The sequence below is a fragment of the Thioclava sp. GXIMD2076 genome, from assembly GCF_037949795.1.
Classification (GTDB): domain Bacteria; phylum Pseudomonadota; class Alphaproteobacteria; order Rhodobacterales; family Rhodobacteraceae; genus Thioclava; species Thioclava kandeliae.
On sequence record NZ_CP149934.1, the window covers coordinates 60,882 to 80,177 of the forward strand.

Genomic DNA, 19,296 nt, shown 5'->3' on the forward strand with positions numbered 1-19,296 from the left:
TACAGCGCGATCACTTGATGTCGTCAGCGGTGGGCGGCTCGGCCCAGTAATTCTGCTTGTGCTGCGAGTAGGTCGGGATCGGAGTGGTATTGCCGGTGGGCTTCCACATCAGCGCATCGCGATAGGTGACGAATTTCGCGTCATCCTTTTCCTGCGACGGATCGGGCGTGCCGGTATAGCCCAGATACCAGACGGCGGTGATCGTGGTCATGGTCTCGCGCAGATCCTGATCGGGACTGGTTGCAAGGAAGGCGTCGATATCCTCGATATCGGCGGATTTGATCGCATCCGACAGGGTAACGACCTTGGTGTCGAAGCTCGGATCCAGCTCGACCAGCTGGTCATAGGCGCGCTCGACCAGCTTGGGGTCGAAGCCCTTCTGCCGGGTCACGAAAGCGCTGATCGTGCCAAAACCCGCCGCCCCGTCCGCGGTGGCCGCCATTGCACGGCTCAGGCCCAGTCCGGTGCCCGATGCCGCCACAAATCCCGCGACCGCAGAGGTGATCAAGAAGTTGCGTCGGTCCATGCCGGAAAGCTCTTTCGATGCAGCCGGAGCCTCGGCTTTATCGGTGCGACATTTGGTCTTGTTCAAAACGTGACACTCCTCACTAATATTTCAGATAGGCCGCGTCGCGAAATGGCTGGACCGTGAAACAGTGCGGCTTCGGGCAAGCAAATTTCGAGTCGGGCGTTTGTATGCGTTTGTATGCAAACCATTGGCGTTGATCATGTGCGTGCTTATGAATGGTGTATTCCGGAAACAGCTATAATGGCGCATTATCTCCCGCTGGCGTGAAAATCCTTGAAAACGGTCGATTATGCTCGGTCTTGAATGGCGCTCAATGCGCCTTCGGGTAACCTGCCGAGGCACAGGTAACGCTACGTCGCGCTCTGGCTGCCAGAAATTCGTCGCGTGGCATCGCTTGACCCCGGCGGGGGAGGATGCAAAACCACCTCACCGGTATCCGCGAGGATATAATAGGGAATCCGCACCGCTCCGGCGGCAACCGGAACTGCCCCCGCAACTGTAGGCGAAGAGCGCCTTTGCAACACCACTGGGCCATCGGTCCGGGAAGGGCAAAGACGCGTTGAGGCGCCAGTCAGGAGACCTGCCGGCCTGAAGATGTTAACCGGACGGGGTGTGTCGGTAGGGCAGGCGGGGTCTCCGGCCCCTGTCCTTTATGGCGCTTTCCGCTCCTTTCGATAAGGACGGAACTGATGAAATGCATGATACTGGCCGTGGCCTCATTGCTGGGTGCGGTCTCGGCCTCCGCGCAGACGCATTATCCGCTGCAGATAGAAAATTGTGGTCGTAAGGTCCGCTTCGAGGCGGCCCCCGAGCGCGCGGTGACGATCGGTCAGTCGGCCACCGAGATCCTCTATTCTCTGGGGCTTGCGGATCGGGTGAAGGGCACCTCGGTCTGGTTCAACAAGGTGCTGCCGCGCTATGCCGAGGTCAATGCACAGATCCCGCGTCTGGCCGATAATGATCCGAGCTTCGAGAGCGTCGTGGCCCGTAAACCCGATCTGGTTGCCGTGCAATATGAATGGCATGTCGGTCCCAATGGTGTGGTGGGCACCCGTGAGCAGTTCGCAGATCTGGGGATCAATACCTATATCCTTCCCGCCGATTGTGACACCAAGGACAACAGCACCGGCGGCGATGGCACGCGGGTAGGCGCCTTTGATCCCGTGCAGGTCTATAAGGGCATCCGCCAGCTGGCCGAGATCTTCGATGTCGCCGACAGGGGCGAGACGCTGGTCGACGATCTGCAGGCGACCGAGGCGCGCGCCGTGGCACGGGCCAAGGCGCTGGATCTGCCGAAGGGCTTGAAAGCGGCCTTCTGGTTCTCCTCCGCCGATATCGCGCTCGATCCCTACATGGCGGGCCAGCTTGGTGCGCCGGGCTATATGATGCGCGCGCTCGGCCTTACCAACGTGGTGCAATCCGACGAGGAATGGCCCACGGTCGGCTGGGAGAGTATCGCCAAGGCCGACCCCGATGTGCTGGTGATCGCCAAGATGGACCGCCGCCGTTTCCCCGCCGATGATGTCGAGGAAAAGCTGAAATTCCTGCGCAGCGATCCGGTGACACGGCAGATGAAAGCGGTGCGCGAAGGGCATATCGTGGTGATGGACGCCCATGCCATGAGCGCGACCCTGCGCACGATCTACGGGCTCGACAGCCTGTCCGATGCACTGGCGGGTATGACTTTCCAATGAGCCGGAAGGCGCTTTTATGGGGTGCGGGGCTGATCGTTCTCGCGCTGACCCTGCTGGCCGGGGCGGCCATTGGCGAGACGCGGCTGCCGCTGGCTTCGGTTGCGAGGGTGCTCGCCAACCATCTTTGGCAGGCGGGCTATCCGGTGGACCGGATCGATGCGGGTATCATCTGGTCCTACCGGCTGCCCCGCGCGATTGTGGCGGCCAGCTGCGGGGCGGGGCTGGCGCTGACGGGGGTCGTGCTTCAGGCGCTGTTGCGTAATCCGCTGGCCGATCCCTATCTGATGGGGCTCTCGGCGGGCGCTTCCACCGGCGCGGTGCTGGTAAGTATCGCGGGGTTCGGGGCGGGGGCGCTCAGCATGTCGGCAGGCGCGCTGATCGGGGCGCTTGCGGCCTTTGCTGCCGTGGTTGCGCTGGCTCATGCCATCCCCGGCACGGCGCGCGGCACCAGCGGGGCGGCCGCGATCATCCTTGCCGGGATTGCAGGCAGCCAGATGTTCAATGCGCTCACCGCTTTCATCATCGCGCGCTCGGCAAATGCCGAACAGGCGCGCGGTATCATGTTCTGGCTGATGGGCAACCTCTCGGGTGTGCGCTGGGAGGATGTGCTCCCCGCCGTTGTGGTGACCTGCCTCGGCGCGCTCGTCTGCCTCTGGCACCGACATGCGCTCGATGCCTTCACCTTCGGGGCCGAGAGTGCGGCATCGTTGGGGATCAATGTGCCCAAAACGCGCGGGATCCTGATCACCGCGACCGCAGTGATGATAGGGGTTTTGGTGTCGAAAGTGGGTGCCATCGGTTTTGTCGGGTTGGTGGTGCCCCATGCGATGCGCTTTCTGGTGGGCACCCGCCACCAGCGCCTTGTGCCGGCCTCGGCGCTGGCGGGGGCGGTGTTTCTGGTTCTCGCCGATATTGTCTCGCGCATCATCGTGCCGGGGCAGGTTCTGCCCATCGGGGTGGTGACCGCGTTGATCGGGGCGCCCGCTTTCGCGCTGATCCTGATGCGGGGGGCGCGCTGATGGTGCTGCGCGTGGAAAACCTGCAGGCTAAGGCGCATCGGGTCGAGATCCTGCACGGGATCTCGCTGACGGTCGGGGAGGGTGAATATCTGGGGCTGATCGGGCCGAACGGCTCGGGAAAGTCTACGTTGATGCGGATGATGGCGGGTTTGGGAAAGCCTTCTGGGGGCAGGGTGCTTTGGCAGGACAGGCCGCTGGTGGAACTGGGCGCGCAGGTGCGGGCCCGCCAGATCGCGCTGGTCGAACAACAGGCCGAGACCACCGACCGGCTGCGGGTGCGTGAGGCGGTCGAGCTGGGGCGTATCCCCTTCCTGTCACCCTTGCGGGGCTGGAGCATGCGCGATAGCGAGGCGGTGACCCGCGCTCTCTCGGCGGTCGATATGGCAGGGCGCGAGGACCGGTTGTGGCACACGCTTTCGGGAGGCGAGCGCCAGCGGGTCCACATCGCCCGCGCATTGGCCCAGTCGCCTGCGCTTTTGCTGCTTGACGAGCCCACCAACCATCTTGATATCCGCCACCAGCTGGCACTTCTGGCCCTTGTGCGGAGCCTGCCCGTCAGCCGGGTGATCGCGCTCCATGATCTCAACCATGCGTTCTCCTGTGATCGGGTGGCGCTCTTGGAGGGCGGGCGGCTCAAGGCGATAGGTCCCCCTGCCGAGGTGCTCTCGCCCGACAATTTGCGCGAGAGTTTCGGGGTCGAGGCGCGGCAGGTGCGCGATCCGGACGGACATCTGGCGCTGCATTTCACAGCGAGCCTGCCGCGGGCCGGTTGATCGCGCGGCAGGCCGATCCCATCTTGCGGGATGGGCCTGCCGGACATATCCCTGCACCCGCCGGAAAAGGAGCATCCCATGGCCATACCCGATACCCAGATCCCCGTCTTCGTGCTGACCGGTTTTCTGGGGGCTGGCAAGACGACGCTTCTCAACCGGCTTCTGGAAGATCCCGCCTATGCCGATACCGCGCTGGTGATCAACGAGTTCGGTCTGGTGGCGGTCGATCATGATCTGGTGCGCAAGGGCCGCGAGGCGCGGGCCAGCGTCACCACGACGGGCTGTATCTGCTGCACGCGGGGCAGCGATCTGCGCGCCTCGCTTGACGAGCTGCTTGTGCTGCGGCGCAACGGGACGCTGCCGCCTTTCTCGCGGGTTATCGTGGAGACAACAGGGCTGGCCGATCTGGCCCCCATCGTGAACAGCCTTATTCCCGGCGGGCTGGCGGCGGTCGCTCTGGCCGATCATGCGGTGGCGCGGGCGTTCCGGCTGTCGGGTGTGATCACGGTGGTGGATGTCGAGGGGATCGGGGCGGTGCTCGAGGCCCATCCCGAAAGCCTTCGCCAGATTGCCTTCGCCGATCATGTGGTCCTAAGCAAGACAGACCTCCACCCTGCGGGAGATCTGGGTGAGGCGCTGCGCGGCCTCAATCCGGGGGTGATCGTGCATGACGCGGCTGCCGATGGATTCTCGCCCGCCAGTCTGATCGGAGCTGGAAGCTACAGCGCCTTCGGCAAGGGCGAGCAGGTCGGCAAATGGCTGGCTGCTGAGGCGCAGCAGCCGCCCCTGACGGGCGGTCATTTCCATGATCTCAACCGGCATGGAGGGGTGCAGGCAGTGCCCTTGACCTCGGATACACCGGTTGATGAAACCGCGCTGCGCCAGTTCCTGACGCGGCTGACAGCCACGCCCTCGAACGGGCTTTTGCGGATCAAGGGGCTGATGGCGCTGCGCGATGACCCGTCGCGCCCGCTGGTGGTGCATGCGGTAGGCCACAGGCTCTATCCCGGTCTTCGGCTCGAGGGCTGGCCCGACGGGCAGGCCGGCAACCGGCTTGTGATCATCGGCACTGCGCTCGATGAAATGGCTCTGCGCCAGCAATTCGACCGTCTGGGCGGTCTGCCCTTTGCGGATTTTCCCATCGTGCAGGGCATCCGTTGAGCATATCGTGGTCCGGCGGCACCCCTCGGTTCACCCCTCGGTTCACGCTGCCCGTTCACGCCAGCGTGCGTTGACAGCCGCGTTCTGCGGGCGCAGAAGCCATAGCTGAGTTGTTTGGTCGGGAATAAACGCCCACCATCCAGAGCTAGGCGAAAGAGGCAGGTCATGCTGGCAACTTTGGTGATCGCGCTCCGTGAAGGGCTTGAGGCGACGCTGATCGTAGGGATCATCGCGGCCTTCCTGCGTCGCAACGGGGCGGGGCTCGGCCCGATGTGGGCCGGTGTCGGGCTGGCGGTTCTTCTGTCGCTGGGTGTGGGGCTTGGCCTCAACCATCTCGAACAGAGCCTGCCGCAGGCCCGTCAGGAAGCGCTCGAGACACTGATCGGCGTGGTGGCCATCGTCTTTGTTACCGGCATGATCTGGTGGATGGACCGCCACGGGCGTGATCTTAGATCGAGCCTCGAAAAGGATGCGGCGGCCGCGCTCTCGGGGCGTGGGGCCACGGCACTGGCCGCAATGGCCTTTCTGGCGGTGCTGAAGGAAGGCTTCGAGACGGCGGTGTTCTTTCTGGCAACCTTCTCGGCGGCGCAATCGGCCCTTTGGGCAGGGATCGGCGCGCTGATCGGACTGGCGCTGGCGATCGGCATCGGCTGGGGTATTTATCAGGGCGGGGTGCGGCTGAACCTGTCGCGCTTTTTCCGCATTACCGGCGGTTTCCTCGTTCTGGTCGCGGCGGGGCTTTGTGTGAGCGCGCTGCGCACAGGCCATGAGGCGGGTTGGATCAATGGCGGTCAGCAGATGGTCATGGATCTGGGCTGGCTCGTGGCGCCCGGCACGGTTCAGGCCGCGCTGATTACCGGTGTGCTGGGCATCCCCTCCGATCCGCGGCTGATCGAGGTTCTGGGATGGGTGAGCTATCTCGCGATTGTCGGGGCGCTTGTCTACTGGCCCACAGCCTATCGCCCGAGCCCGCGCAATGCGGGGCGGCTGAAACTGGGCGCGGCGCTGATGCTGGCCGTTGCGGCACTGGGTCTGTTTCTTGTGCCGCAGCCGCGGGCGAGGCTGCGCCCGCAGGCGCCGGTCGCGGCGCTGCGTGGCGATGGGGCGGGGCAGGTGCAGCTGCGCGGGGACGCGCTGGCCCTCGATTTTGGGGGCGTCCCCCTGAACCTGCCGCATTCTTCGGCGCAGAGTTCGGACCATAACGGGCTCGCGCTGAGCGAGGCCGATTACGGTGCGACGGTGGCTTTGAATGACGCTCCACAGACGGTGAGTTTTGCCGAACTGGTGGCGCTGAATGGCGGGCGGCGTCCGATCGGGTTGAACCCCACCCGCTATCCCGGCCCTTACACCGCGCAATGGCAGGCCGATCTGGACGCCCATGCCCGTCTGGCGCAGGGCGCGGTTGTGCAGGTGCGAGGCGGGGCACAGGTTCTGGTGACCCTGTCGGGCGGCGGTCTGCAGACCCCGCGCAGCCTGCGCGTGCGCAAGCTGCCCCAAGCCGTTGCGGCGCAAACCGGCCCTCTCGCATGGGCCACCTCCGATACGTTTTCAGCCAAAGCCATGGCCGCCTATCGCGCCTATGGCTCAGCCTTGCAGGAATGGCAGTTCTGGGCCCGCCAGCTGTCTGTTGTCCTTCTTCTGGCGGCCCTTGCGATTGCCCTGCGCGCGGCGCGGCAATTGCGCTCTCTCGCACCCGAACGGGTCTCTCCCTCACATGGCGCAGGGGTAGAACCTGCGCCCAAAGGATCTCACTGATGTCTGTCTCCCGCTCCTATCCGATCATCCTCCCGCTTCTGGCAGCGCTTGCCACAAGCACCTCCGCCTCGGCCCAGACCGCCGAAAGCAACGCCTCTGGCGCCGCTCAGGTCGCGATCACGATGACCTCCGATAATGGCGGCAGCTGCAAGCTGAGCGCGACCGAAGCCGCCGCAGGCCCCGTGACCTTTACTGTCACCAACCAGACCGCCACCGCCCTGACCGAGGTCGAACTCCTCTCGGGTAATCGCATCATCGGCGAGAAGGAAAACCTTGCGCCCGGTCTGCCATCGGTCACCTTTACTGTCACGCTGGGCGGCGGCAGCTACGACATCTACTGCCCCGGTGCCGATCCGCAAAAGACCGCCTTCACCGTCACCGGCGCTGCCGCCAAACGTGCCGAGGGCAGCGTCTCGGAGTTGCTCGACAAGGGCACCGCCGATTACAGCGCCTATGTGAACAAGACCGTCGATGCGATGGTCGTGGCCGTGACCAAGCTCGATGCCGATATTACCGCGGGAGATCTGGAGGCTGCCAAGACCGATTACGCCCATGCCCGCCCCTTCTACGAGCGGATCGAAGCCGATGTGGACGGTTTCGTGATGGACGGGTTCGATGCGACCGACAATCACGGCAATCTCGATTATCTTATCGATATGCGGGCCTCGAACGAGGATCCGGCGGTAGGCTGGTCGGGCTATCATGCGATCGAGCGCGATCTCTTCGAGCGGGGCGCGATCACCGACGACACCAAGACCACGGCGCATGAGCTGCTGAAGAACGTGAAGCTGCTTGACCAGCTGGCCCCAAGCCTCGAATTCTGGCCCGAGGATCTGGCCAATGGCGCGGCGGATCTGCTCGAAGAAGTCCAGAGCACCAAGATCAGCGGCGAGGAAGAGGCCTATAGCCATATCGATCTGGCCGATTTCGCGGGCAATGTCGAAGGCGCCGAGCAGGCCTTTGCCTATCTGGAGCCGGGGATGGCGCAGATCGATCCCGATCTGACCAAACGCGTGAGCGACGAGTTCGACAAGGTGCGCGCGCTGCTCGATGGCTACCGCGACAATACGGTGCCCGGTGGCTATGTGCTCTATACCGATGCGCTGAAAGCCTCCGACAAGGTGACGCTCAGCCGGGCCATCCAGTCGCTGCAGGAACCGCTGTCGCGCGTGGCCGAAAAGGTCGCGACTGCTGGCTGATGCGCTGGCCGGAGCCCCACCGGGCTCCGGCATCCCTCTTTCCTCGCCCGTCTTGCCATGGAGAGCCCCATGACCCCCGATCCCAAACGCCGCAGCCTGCTTTTTGGCGCTGCCCTCTCGCCTCTGGCGACCCCGATGTTGATGGGCGCGGCGACGGCCGACACAGAGGCTGGGCCGTCCAACGCCATCGACCTGAGCCACGCCTATCCGTTCTACGGGCCGGGCCCGCAGGCGGGGATCGCCACTGCGCCGCAGCGCCATGTGGTTTATATGACCTTTGACCTGACGTCGGAAAATCCGCGCGATCTGCAGGTGCTGTTGGCGCGCTGGTCCGCCTCGATCGCGCAGATGATGAAGGGCGAGCCGATCAGCAAGGTCGATCCGGACCGTCCCGATGCGGGCGCACTCGATACGGGCGAGGCGCTCGATCTGGGGCCCGCCTCGCTGACGGTGACGGTCGGGTTGGGGCCGGATCTGTTCGAGAAGACCGGTCTTCAGGCGCATCGGCCCGCCGGCTTGCGCCCGCTCAAACATCTGCCCGGAGATGCGCTGACCCCCGAGATCTCGGGGGGCGATCTCTCGCTGCAGGCCTGCGCCGATGATCCGCAGGTGGCCTATCACGCGATCCGCGTGCTGGCGCGGCTGGCTAAATCCACGGGCACCGCCTCCACCCGCTATGCGGTGATGGGCTTCGGGCGGGCCTCGGCAGGCAAGGGGCAGGCGACGCCGCGCAACCTTCTGGGCTTCCGCGATGGCACCCGCAACATCACGAGCGATGCCGATCGCGAGGCCTTTGTCTGGACCGACGAGCCGGGCTGGGGCAAGGGCGGCAGCTATCAGGTCATGCGCAAGATCAGCATGTTCATCGAAAGCTGGGATACCGATCAGATCGATGACCAGAATGCGGTCTTCGGGCGGTTCAAGGTCTCGGGCGCACCGCTGACCGGCACGCAGGAATTCGATACGCCCGATTTCACGGCGCAGGGCCCGCATGGTCCGGTCATTCCTGCCAATTCCCATATCAGCCTTGCTGCCCACGAGCATAATGACGGGCTGAAAATCCTGCGCCGCAGCTACAACTATACCGACGGGATCAACGCGCTCGGGATGCTGGATGCGGGACTGTTGTTCCTGTCCTACCAGAATACGCCCGAGGCTTTCGAGCGGCTGCAGACGCGGCTCGGGGCGGCGGACCGGCTGAACGACTATATCTCGCATGTGGCCTCGGGGGTCTTCTACATCCCGCCCGCGCCCGCAGAGGGCAGCTATATCGGGGCGCAGATGTTCGGATGAGGTCGGGCTGAGCGCGGTCCGGTGAGGCGTCAGCCGAAGATCTCGACACCGACCGCGCAGCCATAGACGCCGATCAGCAGCACGGATTCGATCCCGATCCGCGCCGGTCCCTCGCGCTGGCGCAGGATCAGCCCGCCCAGCAGGATCGCGGTCATCAGAAGGCCGGTTGCCAGCCAGTAGAGGTCGGTTTGGCTCATGGCCTGATAGATCGCTCCCTCGCGATAGGCGGCATCGGAGAAAACCAGAAACAGCGTGTCGAAAGTGTTGCCGCCGATGATCCCACCCACCGCCAGCTGCAAGGCGCCGCGCCGCACGGCCACGATCGTCGTGACCAGCTCGGGCAGGGAGGTGACGACTGCGGTCATCAGCGCACCCACAAGGCTCGAAGACAGCTGGTAGCGGGTGATGAACTCCCCCGCGATCTGGGCGATGATCCAGCCTGCGCCACCCATGAGAGCGACCAGCGCCGCAAAGGCAAGGGCCGGTCCGGTCACCGAGGCCTGCGGGTCGTGATCCTCGTCGGGCGCATCCTCGCGGGTGTCGGCGGTCTTGACGGGCTGCCACATCGGGTTCTCGCCCACGGCGGACGACAGTCGGACGCCCCAGAGATAAGCCAGAAACATCATAACCGAGACCGGCGAGACGCCGAAATAGGCGATGTCGGGGCCGGAGGCCGCCGCAACGGGCAGGCTGAGCAGAACCAGCAGCATCACCGCCTGAAAAAGGTTTGTGGGTTCGGCTGCGGCATGTTCGAGATTGACCCTGCGATAGGCCAGATCGGCAATAGCCAGAAACAGCGTCTGCGCGGCAATCCCGCCCACCGCATTCGAGACGGCAAAGCTTGCATCGCCCCCGTAGGCCGCCGAGACGGACACCACCACGCCCGAGAGCGAGGTCGCGCCGCCCAGAAGCACCCCGCCCGCCAGCGCCTCGCCCAGACGGGTCCGGTCGGCAATGAGATCAGCCAGCGCGGTTGCCCTGATCGAGACCAGAACAACCACCGCACCTGCAATGGCGAATATGGTCAGCAGCAGAGGCAGCGTAAGACTGGCGAACATGGGAAACCTCTCCGGATCGGGCTTTGCCACCCAACCATGCGCATCGCCATTCGTTCCCTCGTAGTCCGCAGCCAGCGCCGTTGAATGCCACGCTCGGTGCCTGCCGCGGATTGCACCCACGGAACATCCGCCGCCGTATCCGCATTGTCCCACCAGCTATCCTGATTGTGAACGCGAGGAACCCGATGTCACGCCACTCCCATGACCCCGATGATTTTGCCTGGTCCGTGCCCGTAATGCGCGCCGGTTATGCAGGCCGCGGGCTTGTCTATCTGGCGGTAGGGGCGACCTCGCTCTGGTCGATCCTGCACGGGGGCGAGGCCGAGGGCACCAAAGAGACGATGCAGCATCTCTCGGGGATGCTGGGCAATGCGGTTCTGGTGCTGATCGCGCTCGGCATGCTGGCCTATGCGATCTGGAGGGTGACGGATGCGGTCTGGGATCTGGAGGATTACGGCACCAAGCTGAAAGGGCTGGCGGCGCGAGTAGGGCTTGCCGTGAGCGGACTGATCCATCTGGGTATCGGCGGGGTGGCCGTTCTGGCCCTGCTTGCGCGCTCGGGGAGTGGTTCGGGCCAGATGGTCTCCACAGTGATGGGTATGCCGATGGGGCGGCTGGCCGTGGGGCTTGTGGGGGTCGCGGTCATCGGCGCCGCAGTCTATTACCTGATGAAGGGCATCAGGGCGAGCTATCGCGGGCGGCTCAGGGCGAATGCGGTGACCACCCATGCCAATCTGCTTCTAAAACTCGGGCTGGTGGCGCAGGGTGTGGTGCTGATGATTGCCGGTGGGCTGATCGTCTATGCCGCTTATGCCTATGCGCCGGAGGCGGCGGGTGGAATGGACCGTGCCTTCGAATGGTTGCGCGCGCATCCCTTCGGCCAGTGGCTCTGCGGTGCGATCAGTGCCGGTCTGCTGGCCTTCGCGCTGTTCTGCTTTGTGAATGCGCTCTACCGCATCGTGCCGCGTGCCAGCGAAAAGGACGTGGAAACCCTCGCAAGGAAGCTGAAATCGATGGCTTGACCAAGGCCGGGGGCGGGCGGTTGGTGCCGTATCCGATGCGTTCTTACCGCTCCGGTGGATCTTGCTGTGGGATGCCGCCTCGGATCTGAAGGCTGGTTGGTCCGGTCACAGATCAGCAGGCCGCCGGACCGAAGCCCGCCGCCTCCCGGCAGGAAACGCCTCAGAACAGAAAATCGGTGGCTGTCCAGCTCTGGTCATCTATGGTCAGCGCCTCGAACCCTGCGACCTTGACCAGAAGCGCCTCCGATGTCTCGCCGGTTGTGGTGATCAGGAGATGGTCGAGCGCGGCGCTGGTGCCCTTGGTTTGCCATGTGACCGAGAGATCCCCGAGGCCGCTCAGCCCCCATTCGCGCAGATCGAGGATATCCTTGCCGATCTCGAAATCCTTGATGTAATCGGTCGCACCGTCGCCTGCGGCCATGGAGAACATGTCGCTCTCCTCACCGCCGAAGAGAATATCCCGGCCCGCACCGTCATGGAGAATATCGCGCCCCGCACCGCCATAGACCTGATCGCGCCCGGCGCCGGCAAAGATCTCGTCATTGCCTGCAGTGCCGTAAAGCGCAGAGGCGTTCCTGTCATCGCCTGCGGTGCCAGTAATGACCGTATCGATGGTGATCGTGTCGGTGGCGCCGAAATCGATCAGGCCGCTTTCTGAAAAGATGAAGCTGCCTGCATCGAGCGGGCTGACGATGTCATATCCCGAACCGGATAGGCGCAGGATCACGGACTCCGCCGTGATCCCTTCGCCCGCGGTCAGCATATACTGCCCCTTGAGCCAGTCGCCTGCAGAATTGAACCTTTGTGTGATGGAGACCTCCTCCACCGACCGAACGCCCCAGGCCGAGAGATCAATCAGGTCGAGACCGACACAGAAATCCTGGATCTTGTCTGTCGCATGATCGCCCGCCGCCATGCAGAAGATATCCGCGCCATCGCCGCCCCATAGGATATCGCGTCCGAGCCCGTCCTCGAGAATATCGTCCCCCGCCCCACCCGACAGGACATCGTTGCCTCCAAGCCCCAACAGATGGTCATCCCCGTCGGTGCCCGTCAGCGTGGCCTCGGCCCTGTCATCGCCCGCGGTGCCCTCGATCAGGGTCCGGCCATCAGGTTCGGTCGGTACAGCGGCTGCTTCGAGCGCTGTGCGGGCGTTCAGCATCAGGAGCTGGCTGTCATTGCCCAGCTGCACCAGCACGTCGTTGAGGCCACCCCGCCCATCGGCATCCTCGAAACTTGCCAGAGCCAGAATCCCGGAGGCGGAATAGAGCTGGTCTGCGATGCGCAGGCTGTCCCCCGATGCGAAATCGAAATCGGCAATCACCACATCGCCGGTGCCGGGGGCATCAATGACAAATAGATCTGCCCCCGCGCCGCCCGAAAGATAGTCATTGCCCTGGCCCGCAACCAGCAGGTCATCGCCGTCATTGCCCAGAAGATGGTCATCTCCCGCGCCGCCATCGAGCGTATCATTACCGTCCTGGCCGAAGAGATAGTCATTGCCATTGAGCCCTGTCAGGCTGTCATTGCCGGTGCCGCCATAAAGGAAATCCCAGGCATCGTCATAGCCGCCGATCGTGTCATTGCCGCCATAGCCGAAGCCCGTGGCCACATCCATGCTGCTGACATAGCTGCCGTCATATCCGTCATCGAGAATGCCGTCGCCATCTGTATCGGTGGTATAGCCCTCGTTGCGGATGGAATGGGTGTCGATGCGCAGTGACTGGAGCAGTTCGTCGCCCGCATGGTCTTCGGGCGCCTCATCCATCGAATAGAGATGCTGGCCGATGGCGAAACTGTCGGGATGGCGGAATTGGGCCGAGCCGTCATTGCGGATGATCGCGAAATTCGATGCGCCTGTCTGGATCCCCGGAAACCAGCCGATGCCGATCCCGTTTTCCGAGAAATACTCCAGCGCCTGCGCGAAATCATACTGATAATTGGTCGGATCGGACCAGTCGAACGCGTCCGCACCGGGGATATTCAACTCGGTGATGATCAGATCATCGGAGCCTATCGCGGCGAAGGTCTCGGCAAAGCTGGTCTCGTATTGCGCAATGCTCGTGCCGCTGCCGGTGCCATGCCAGTTGCCATAGTAATGCCCCGACCAGACGAGATCCTCGCCCACCGCCGCCCGGATCAGGTCCAGCGCGCTGGTGCCATCGATCTGGGTCGTGGCGAGGATGTCGAAATTCGCCGAATAATCCCAGCCGCCCACGAGGATCTTGCCGTCCTGCTGGGCCGAGATCAGGGCCGAAAGCGTGCTGACATGCTGGGCGTAGAGCCCGACAAAGGTCTCCTCCCCCGCCTGTCCACCCATCGCATTGGCGCCTTTGTCATAAGCGTCGGGCTCGTTCATCAGCTCGTAGCCATAGACGCCCGCCGCGACATCGGGATGGGCGGACATCCAAGCCATCATCTCGGTCCAGGCCCCTTCCATATTGGAATAGGCGGTCGTCGAGAGATAGTCATACCACGCCGCACCCGTGGTCAGCGTCTCCGACAGCCCGTAACCCTGAATATCGCCCGAGCCATAGGTGATCACCAGCTCGAAGCCATTGGCAACGGCGGCCTCCAGAAAGGCCTCGTATCGGGGGTCGAGCGCGCCGGTTTCGGTAAAATTATTCTCATTAAAAAACAGGCGCAGAGTGTTAACTTCGGGAAGGGACTCGGCCATTGTGGCGACGAATCCCGCGATCCGTGCCTCGTAATTTCCATCCAGATCGCCAAGGCCGATCGGCAACGCTTCCTGATCGCCGGACCAGAAGTAATATTTGGAATCTGAATAGAGGTTCTCGTCATATAAGCTATTGAAAAAGCGACCATCATCATAGCGCGGATCGACAGTGGCTGAGGCCGTCGCCTTATCGATGGCCATCTGGTCATCGGCGCGGACCTGCACGTTGATCATGTTGATAGTGGCGGTGCTCGACATCAGAACTTCTCCCTTGGGCCCCGTTCCACGATAGCGCAATCCGGTTAATCGCTTGCTGCTCCGGCTCGTAAATCATGGTAAACAAAACAGGCCCGCCGCGCCAGTTTTCCGGCGCGGCGTGAGAACAGATAGGGGGCGGCAAAGGGCCATGCCGCCCGTTTCAGGCTGGCAATGCCTGTCTATCCCGCATGGCGATACGCGGTCTGGCCTGTCTGTAAAGGCGCGTCGAGAGAGAAGAAGGCGATCTCGCTGCGGATATCCTCGCATTTCTGGGCGACGATAGCCACGGCGGCATTGGTTTCCTCCGACATGGCGGCGTTCTGCTGGGTCGTGCGGTCCAGATCCGAGACGGCATTGTTCATTTCGGTGATGCCGCTGGCCTGCTCCCCCGCAGAGGAGGCGATCGTGGCGATGATCTGGTTGACCTCTTGCACACTCGTCAGGATGCCGCGCAGGGCTCCCCCGGCCTTGTCGACCAGCGCGCTTCCATTGGCGACGGTGGTCTCCGATTCCACCAGAAGGGAAGAGATTTCCTTTGCCGCATCGGCCGAGCGCTGTGCAAGCGCCCGCACTTCCGAGGCCACCACCGCAAAGCCGCGCCCCGCCTCGCCTGCACGGGCGGCCTCGACGCCGGCATTGAGCGCCAAGAGGTTGGTCTGGAAAGCGATATCGTCGATGACCGAAGTGATGGAGGAGATCTTGCGCGAGGCCTCCGAGATTGCCTTCATCGCGTCGATCGCCTCCTGCACGACTTGCGAGGAGGCCTCCGCCTGCTTGGCGGTGGACTGGACGCGGGCCGTGGCCGTCTGGGTCAGTTCGGAGGCTCCCTTGACCGAACCCGTCAACTCTTCCAGCGCGGCGGCCGTTTCCTCCAACGTTGCGGCCTGCGTCTCCGAACGTCGCGCCAGTTCGTTGCTGCCCACGCGGATCGACTGGGCATCATGCACCAGATCCTCGGTGCTGGCCGCGACGGCCGCGATGATCTCGCGCAAGCGCCCGACCGTGCCGTTGAAGGAGGCGCGCAGCCTGTCGAGCTGGCCCAGATCAGTGTCGATGGAAGCGTTCAGATCGCCTGCTGCCAATGTATCGAGCGCTTTGCCCAGTTCGACGACGGTGACTTCCATTGCCGTCACATTGATCGCGAATTTCACCACTTTGACGATCGTCCCCGACGCATCACGGATCGGGTTGTAGCTGGCCTCGATATAGATCGCCTGACCGTCCTTGCCAAACCGCTGATATTTCCCGACAGAGGAGCTTCCCGCCTGCAGATCCTTCCAGAACTTCGCGTAATCGGGGCTATTGGCATAATCCGGCGCGACAAAAATGCGGTGATGCTTGCCGATTAGGTCTTCCTCGCGGTAGCCGGTCGCCTGACAGAATAGGGGATTTGCGTGCAGGATGGTGCCTGACGGGTCGAACTCGATCACCGCCTGCGCCGCGCCCACGGCCTCGAGCTTGGCATTGCATTCAAGCTCCTTTTCCTTCACCGCCGTGATGTCGAACGCGTATTTCACGACCTTGAACGGACGGCCTTCAGGGTCGACGAGGGTTTCGTAGGTGGCCTGAAGCCAGCAGGTCTTACCAGATTTGCGACGACGACGGATCGCATCGCTATAGGACATACCCTTGGCCAGCTTATGCCAGAAGTCCTGATAGGCAGGCGTGTCCGCCTCTCCGTCAAGCATGAACATCCGGTGATGCCGTCCCTCAAGCTCGTCCAGCCCATAACCCATCGCATCCAGAAAATGCTGGTTCGCCGTCAGGATGTTGCCCTGTAGATCGAATTCGATCACCGCCATGCTGCGCGAGAGCGCATCGACCTTTGAGCGGTTGTCACGCCGACGGAAATGCATATCGGTGATATCATGTGCCAGAATGAGCACCTCTTCATAACCTGTGCCATCGGCGCTGACGACGGGGATATAGGAAACATCGAACCATCGCTCCTCGCCGGCCTTGTTCAGGCGAGGGCGGATGAACTGGGTCGGGTGGCCTTGCCGCAGATCGTCCCAGACCTTGCGGTAATCCATATCGGCGCGATCCTTCTCGCGCAGGAGGCGTGCATAATCCGTGCCGATCAGTTCGTCGCGTGTGAACCCTACGGCACGGGCGAACCGATCATTGACATCTATGATGATCTGGTCGAAGCCGAGCCGGCACACCATATAGCAGGATGAAACTGCGTCGAAATAGGACAGTCCCCGCTTCCTCTGCTGTGCCGCCGTTTTCGCCGCAGCCGTCTTTCTACCCAGAAACCTCATATGCAACATACCCTCAGGAACATGATTCCCAAAGAGTTTAGCCACATGAGGTATAAAATGGGGTTAATCAATTATATTAAAGGCTTAGCAACAGGCATTGATCAATTGTCGGGCCTGCAAGTTAGGTCTGTATCGGAGAAAGATCCCAGCGGATCGTGCCGGAAGCGAAGAGGGCCCCCCATCTAAGTCTTCTTATTCCGGTATACCGAAACTGCATAGCGATCGGGCAGTTCGCATCAAGATCATGTTATTTTTTGAAAGATTGAAGTTTTTCATCAGAAAATTGCCCTTAATTTCTTACCATATACCCGAGATACCATAGAGGTGGGGATGAGGATCTCTTCTGAAACAGGCCCGACGCTGGCTCCTCGACCGTCTGGCTAATCTCCAGGTATACCGAATGCAGTTTCCCCGTATTGCCGCCACCGCTATTGCCCTCGCTCTTGGCGCCTTGCCGGCCATGGCCGAAACGCTGAAGGTCGGCTCGACGCCGACCGGCGTTCCTTTCACCTATCTCGATGTTAAATCGGGCGAGATCACCGGCATGATGGTCGATGTCGTCAAAGCCATCGCGGCCAAGGAGGATTTCGAGGCGGATGTGCAATCGACCGACTGGGTCTCGTTGCTGCCCGCGCTGCAGGCCGGCCGGATCGACATGATCTCGGCGGCGATGTCGATCACCGACGAGCGCAAGAAGGTTGTCGATTTCTCCGATCCGATCTTCCCCTATGGCGAGGGTCTTATCGTGCCGAAAACCGACGATACCCAATATTCCGAGGATCTGCACGAGACCAAGGGCAAGACCATCGGCGTGCAGCAGGGCACCAGCTATCAGGCCAAGCTCGCACAGATGGGCGATATCGGCGAGGTCAAGACCTATGAAAACCTTGCCGATCTTCTGAAGGATGTCGAACTGGGCCGGATCGATATGGCCTTTGGTGACAAACCGATCATCGCCTACCAGATGGGGCAGGGCAAGTTTGCCGATCTCAAGATGGCCGAAGGCTACACCTCGCAATTCGTGCTGCCGCTGGGCATCGCTGTGTCGAAAGACCATCCCGAGATCCTCGCCAAGGTCAATGCGGGTCTGGCCAAGATCAAGGCCGATGGCGAGCTGGACGAGCTGATCAAGAAATGGAACCTGAACTGAGACCGGATCCGAGAAGCTAATGTCTCCCTTCTTCCAAGATGCGCAGGATTACCTGCCCATCCTGATGCGCGGTGCCGCCACAACGGTTGGCATCGCGTTCTCCGCCCTCGTGATCGCGACGGTCTTCGGTCTGGTTCTGGCGTTGATGCGCTATTCCGGTATCAAGTTCCTCGCATGGCCGGCGCGCGCCTTCATCAATGTGGTGCGCGGCATCCCGATCCTTGTGCAACTGTTCTATATCTATTTCGTCCTTCCCGGTTGGGGGATCGACCTGACCGCCTTCCAGGCAGGCTCTATCGGTCTGGGCGTCGCCTATTCCTGCTATATGGCGGAAAACTTCCGTGCGGGGCTCGAGGCCGTGGACAAGGGCCAGATCGAGGCCGCGCAATCCATTGGCATGGGCTGGACCAAAACCATGTGGCGGGTGATCCTGCCGCAAGCCGTGCGCACCGTTCTGCCGCCCTATGGCAACACAATGATCATGCTGTTGAAGGATACCTCGCAGGCCTCGGTGATCACGGTTGCCGAAATGACCTTCCAGGCGAAGATGCTGGCCGCTTCGACCTTCGAAAACCTGACCGTCTATACGCTGGTCGCGGGCCTCTATCTGGCGCTTTCTGTGCCGCTCTTCATCCTCGCATCCTGGCTTGAACGGAGGTTTGGCAAGAAATGATCGATATCAACGCACTCCATAAGAGCTATGGCGATTTCGAGGTCCTCAAGGGGATCGACCTCAAGGTGGCCCGCGGTGAGGTCGTCTGTCTGATCGGGGCATCGGGCTCCGGCAAGTCGACATTGCTGCGCTGTGTGAACGGGCTCGAGGTCTACCAGTCGGGCGCGATCCATGTGAACGGCCAGCTGGTCGAGGCCGAGCGCAAATCCATCCGCGATATCCGCACCAAGGTCACCATGGTGTTCCAGCGCTTCAATCTCTTCCCCCATCGCACCGCGCTGGAGAATGTCACCGAAGGACCGATCCATGTGAAGGGCGAGAACCGCCGCGAGGCCGAAGCCTATGCGATGGAGTTGCTCGAGCGCATGAATCTCGCCGACAAGGCGGGGGCCTATCCCGACCGTCTGTCGGGCGGCCAGCAGCAGCGGGTGGCGATTGCGCGCGCCCTCGCAATGCGGCCCGAGGCGATCCTCTTCGACGAGCCGACCTCGGCGCTCGACCCCGAACTGGTGGGCGAGGTGCTCAGCGCGATGCGCGATCTGGCGGCGGAAGGAATGACGATGCTGGTGGTGACCCACGAGATGGGTTTTGCCCGCGAGGTGGCCGACCGTGTGCTCTTCATGCATGGCGGGCGGATCATCGAACAGGGCCCCGCCCGCGAGCTGCTATCGAACCCGCAGCACGAGCGCACCCGCGATTTTCTGGGGCGGATTCTCGAGCACTGAACCCGATATCCGATCTCCGTCGGAAAAGGGCGGCACCTTGCGGGTG

15 protein-coding genes and 1 riboswitch are annotated in these 19,296 nt (G+C 62.7%); of the genes, 11 read left to right on the forward strand and 4 right to left on the reverse strand.

What is annotated here, in order from left to right:
• Positions 1-10: 10 nt before the first annotated feature.
• Positions 11-592, reverse strand: a complete 582-nt coding sequence (locus WDB91_RS17365; protein ID WP_339115405.1) for a sugar dehydrogenase complex small subunit — start codon at positions 590-592, stop codon at positions 11-13.
• A 350-nt stretch (positions 593-942) separates the two neighbouring features.
• Positions 943-1,132, forward strand: a riboswitch (cobalamin riboswitch).
• A gap of 86 nt (positions 1,133-1,218) precedes the next feature.
• Between WDB91_RS17365 and WDB91_RS17370 the strand changes: the two genes are divergently transcribed.
• From WDB91_RS17370 to WDB91_RS17400, 7 genes are all read left to right on the forward strand, one after another.
• The gene (locus WDB91_RS17370; protein WP_339115406.1) at positions 1,219-2,223 is read left to right on the forward strand and encodes an ABC transporter substrate-binding protein; all 1,005 of its coding nucleotides are present in this window, start codon (positions 1,219-1,221) and stop codon (positions 2,221-2,223) included.
• Positions 2,220-3,242: an iron chelate uptake ABC transporter family permease subunit gene (locus tag WDB91_RS17375; protein ID WP_339115407.1), complete on the forward strand. Its 1,023-nt coding sequence runs from the start codon at positions 2,220-2,222 to the stop codon at positions 3,240-3,242. Before WDB91_RS17370 ends, WDB91_RS17375 begins: the two co-directional genes overlap by 4 nt.
• A complete protein-coding gene (locus tag WDB91_RS17380; RefSeq protein WP_339115408.1) occupies positions 3,242-4,015 on the forward strand; it encodes an ABC transporter ATP-binding protein in 774 nt (257 codons plus the stop codon). The genes WDB91_RS17375 and WDB91_RS17380 overlap by 1 nt, the downstream gene beginning before the upstream one ends.
• A gap of 78 nt (positions 4,016-4,093) precedes the next feature.
• Positions 4,094-5,176 carry a GTP-binding protein gene (locus WDB91_RS17385; RefSeq protein WP_339115409.1) on the forward strand — a complete coding sequence of 361 codons (1,083 nt, stop codon included), beginning with the start codon at positions 4,094-4,096 and terminating at the stop codon, positions 5,174-5,176.
• Positions 5,177-5,341: 165 nt separating this feature from the next.
• Entirely contained in the window at positions 5,342-6,931 is a 1,590-nt protein-coding gene (efeU, locus tag WDB91_RS17390; protein WP_339115410.1) for an iron uptake transporter permease EfeU, read from the forward strand.
• Positions 6,931-8,130 carry an iron uptake system protein EfeO gene (gene efeO / locus WDB91_RS17395; protein WP_339115411.1) on the forward strand — a complete coding sequence of 400 codons (1,200 nt, stop codon included), beginning with the start codon at positions 6,931-6,933 and terminating at the stop codon, positions 8,128-8,130. The genes efeU and efeO overlap by 1 nt, the downstream gene beginning before the upstream one ends.
• 69 nt (positions 8,131-8,199) lie before the next feature.
• Complete coding sequence (locus WDB91_RS17400; protein WP_339115412.1) at positions 8,200-9,423, forward strand: Dyp-type peroxidase; 1,224 nt, start codon at positions 8,200-8,202, stop codon at positions 9,421-9,423.
• 29 nt (positions 9,424-9,452) lie between these two features.
• Here WDB91_RS17400 and WDB91_RS17405 read toward each other — a convergent pair whose 3' ends face one another.
• A complete protein-coding gene (locus WDB91_RS17405) occupies positions 9,453-10,481 on the reverse strand; it encodes a sodium:calcium antiporter (protein ID WP_339115413.1) in 1,029 nt (342 codons plus the stop codon).
• A gap of 185 nt (positions 10,482-10,666) precedes the next feature.
• On the opposite strand from WDB91_RS17405, the gene WDB91_RS17410 reads away from it, so the two are divergent.
• Positions 10,667-11,503, forward strand: a complete 837-nt coding sequence (locus tag WDB91_RS17410) for a DUF1206 domain-containing protein (RefSeq protein ID WP_339115414.1) — start codon at positions 10,667-10,669, stop codon at positions 11,501-11,503.
• A 160-nt stretch (positions 11,504-11,663) separates the two neighbouring features.
• Here WDB91_RS17410 and WDB91_RS17415 read toward each other — a convergent pair whose 3' ends face one another.
• A complete protein-coding gene (locus WDB91_RS17415; protein ID WP_339115415.1) occupies positions 11,664-14,438 on the reverse strand; it encodes a calcium-binding protein in 2,775 nt (924 codons plus the stop codon).
• 179 nt (positions 14,439-14,617) lie between these two features.
• Positions 14,618-16,702: a PAS domain-containing methyl-accepting chemotaxis protein gene (locus tag WDB91_RS17420; protein WP_339115416.1), complete on the reverse strand. Its 2,085-nt coding sequence runs from the start codon at positions 16,700-16,702 to the stop codon at positions 14,618-14,620.
• A 400-nt stretch (positions 16,703-17,102) separates the two neighbouring features.
• Between WDB91_RS17420 and WDB91_RS17425 the strand changes: the two genes are divergently transcribed.
• From WDB91_RS17425 to WDB91_RS17435, 3 genes are read left to right on the forward strand one after another with little or no spacing between them, the layout of a single operon-like run.
• On the forward strand, positions 17,103-17,852 hold the full coding sequence (locus WDB91_RS17425; protein ID WP_339115417.1) for an ABC transporter substrate-binding protein: 750 nt from the start codon (positions 17,103-17,105) through the stop codon (positions 17,850-17,852).
• A 19-nt stretch (positions 17,853-17,871) separates the two neighbouring features.
• Positions 17,872-18,525, forward strand: coding sequence for an amino acid ABC transporter permease (locus tag WDB91_RS17430; protein ID WP_339115418.1), 654 nt, complete (start codon positions 17,872-17,874; stop codon positions 18,523-18,525).
• Positions 18,522-19,250, forward strand: a complete 729-nt coding sequence (locus WDB91_RS17435) for an amino acid ABC transporter ATP-binding protein (protein WP_339115419.1) — start codon at positions 18,522-18,524, stop codon at positions 19,248-19,250. The genes WDB91_RS17430 and WDB91_RS17435 overlap by 4 nt, the downstream gene beginning before the upstream one ends.
• The last annotated feature ends 46 nt before the right edge of the window (positions 19,251-19,296 follow it).

Excerpts from the sequence above, each read along its gene's own strand:
- WDB91_RS17370 (WP_339115406.1), top strand. The coding sequence starts at position 1,219 with ATGAAATGCATGATACTGGCCGTGGCCTCATTGCTGGGTGCGGTCTCG.
- WDB91_RS17375 (WP_339115407.1), top strand. The coding sequence starts at position 2,220 with ATGAGCCGGAAGGCGCTTTTATGGGGTGCGGGGCTGATCGTTCTCGCG.
- WDB91_RS17380 (WP_339115408.1), top strand. The coding sequence starts at position 3,242 with ATGGTGCTGCGCGTGGAAAACCTGCAGGCTAAGGCGCATCGGGTCGAG.
- WDB91_RS17385 (WP_339115409.1), top strand. The coding sequence starts at position 4,094 with ATGGCCATACCCGATACCCAGATCCCCGTCTTCGTGCTGACCGGTTTT.
- efeU (WP_339115410.1), top strand. The coding sequence starts at position 5,342 with ATGCTGGCAACTTTGGTGATCGCGCTCCGTGAAGGGCTTGAGGCGACG.
- efeO (WP_339115411.1), top strand. The coding sequence starts at position 6,931 with ATGTCTGTCTCCCGCTCCTATCCGATCATCCTCCCGCTTCTGGCAGCG.
- WDB91_RS17400 (WP_339115412.1), top strand. The coding sequence starts at position 8,200 with ATGACCCCCGATCCCAAACGCCGCAGCCTGCTTTTTGGCGCTGCCCTC.
- WDB91_RS17405 (WP_339115413.1), bottom strand. The coding sequence starts at position 10,481 with ATGTTCGCCAGTCTTACGCTGCCTCTGCTGCTGACCATATTCGCCATT.
- WDB91_RS17410 (WP_339115414.1), top strand. The coding sequence starts at position 10,667 with ATGTCACGCCACTCCCATGACCCCGATGATTTTGCCTGGTCCGTGCCC.
- WDB91_RS17415 (WP_339115415.1), bottom strand. The coding sequence starts at position 14,438 with ATGTCGAGCACCGCCACTATCAACATGATCAACGTGCAGGTCCGCGCC.
- WDB91_RS17420 (WP_339115416.1), bottom strand. The coding sequence starts at position 16,702 with ATGAGGTTTCTGGGTAGAAAGACGGCTGCGGCGAAAACGGCGGCACAG.
- WDB91_RS17425 (WP_339115417.1), top strand. The coding sequence starts at position 17,103 with ATGCAGTTTCCCCGTATTGCCGCCACCGCTATTGCCCTCGCTCTTGGC.
- WDB91_RS17430 (WP_339115418.1), top strand. The coding sequence starts at position 17,872 with ATGTCTCCCTTCTTCCAAGATGCGCAGGATTACCTGCCCATCCTGATG.
- WDB91_RS17435 (WP_339115419.1), top strand. The coding sequence starts at position 18,522 with ATGATCGATATCAACGCACTCCATAAGAGCTATGGCGATTTCGAGGTC.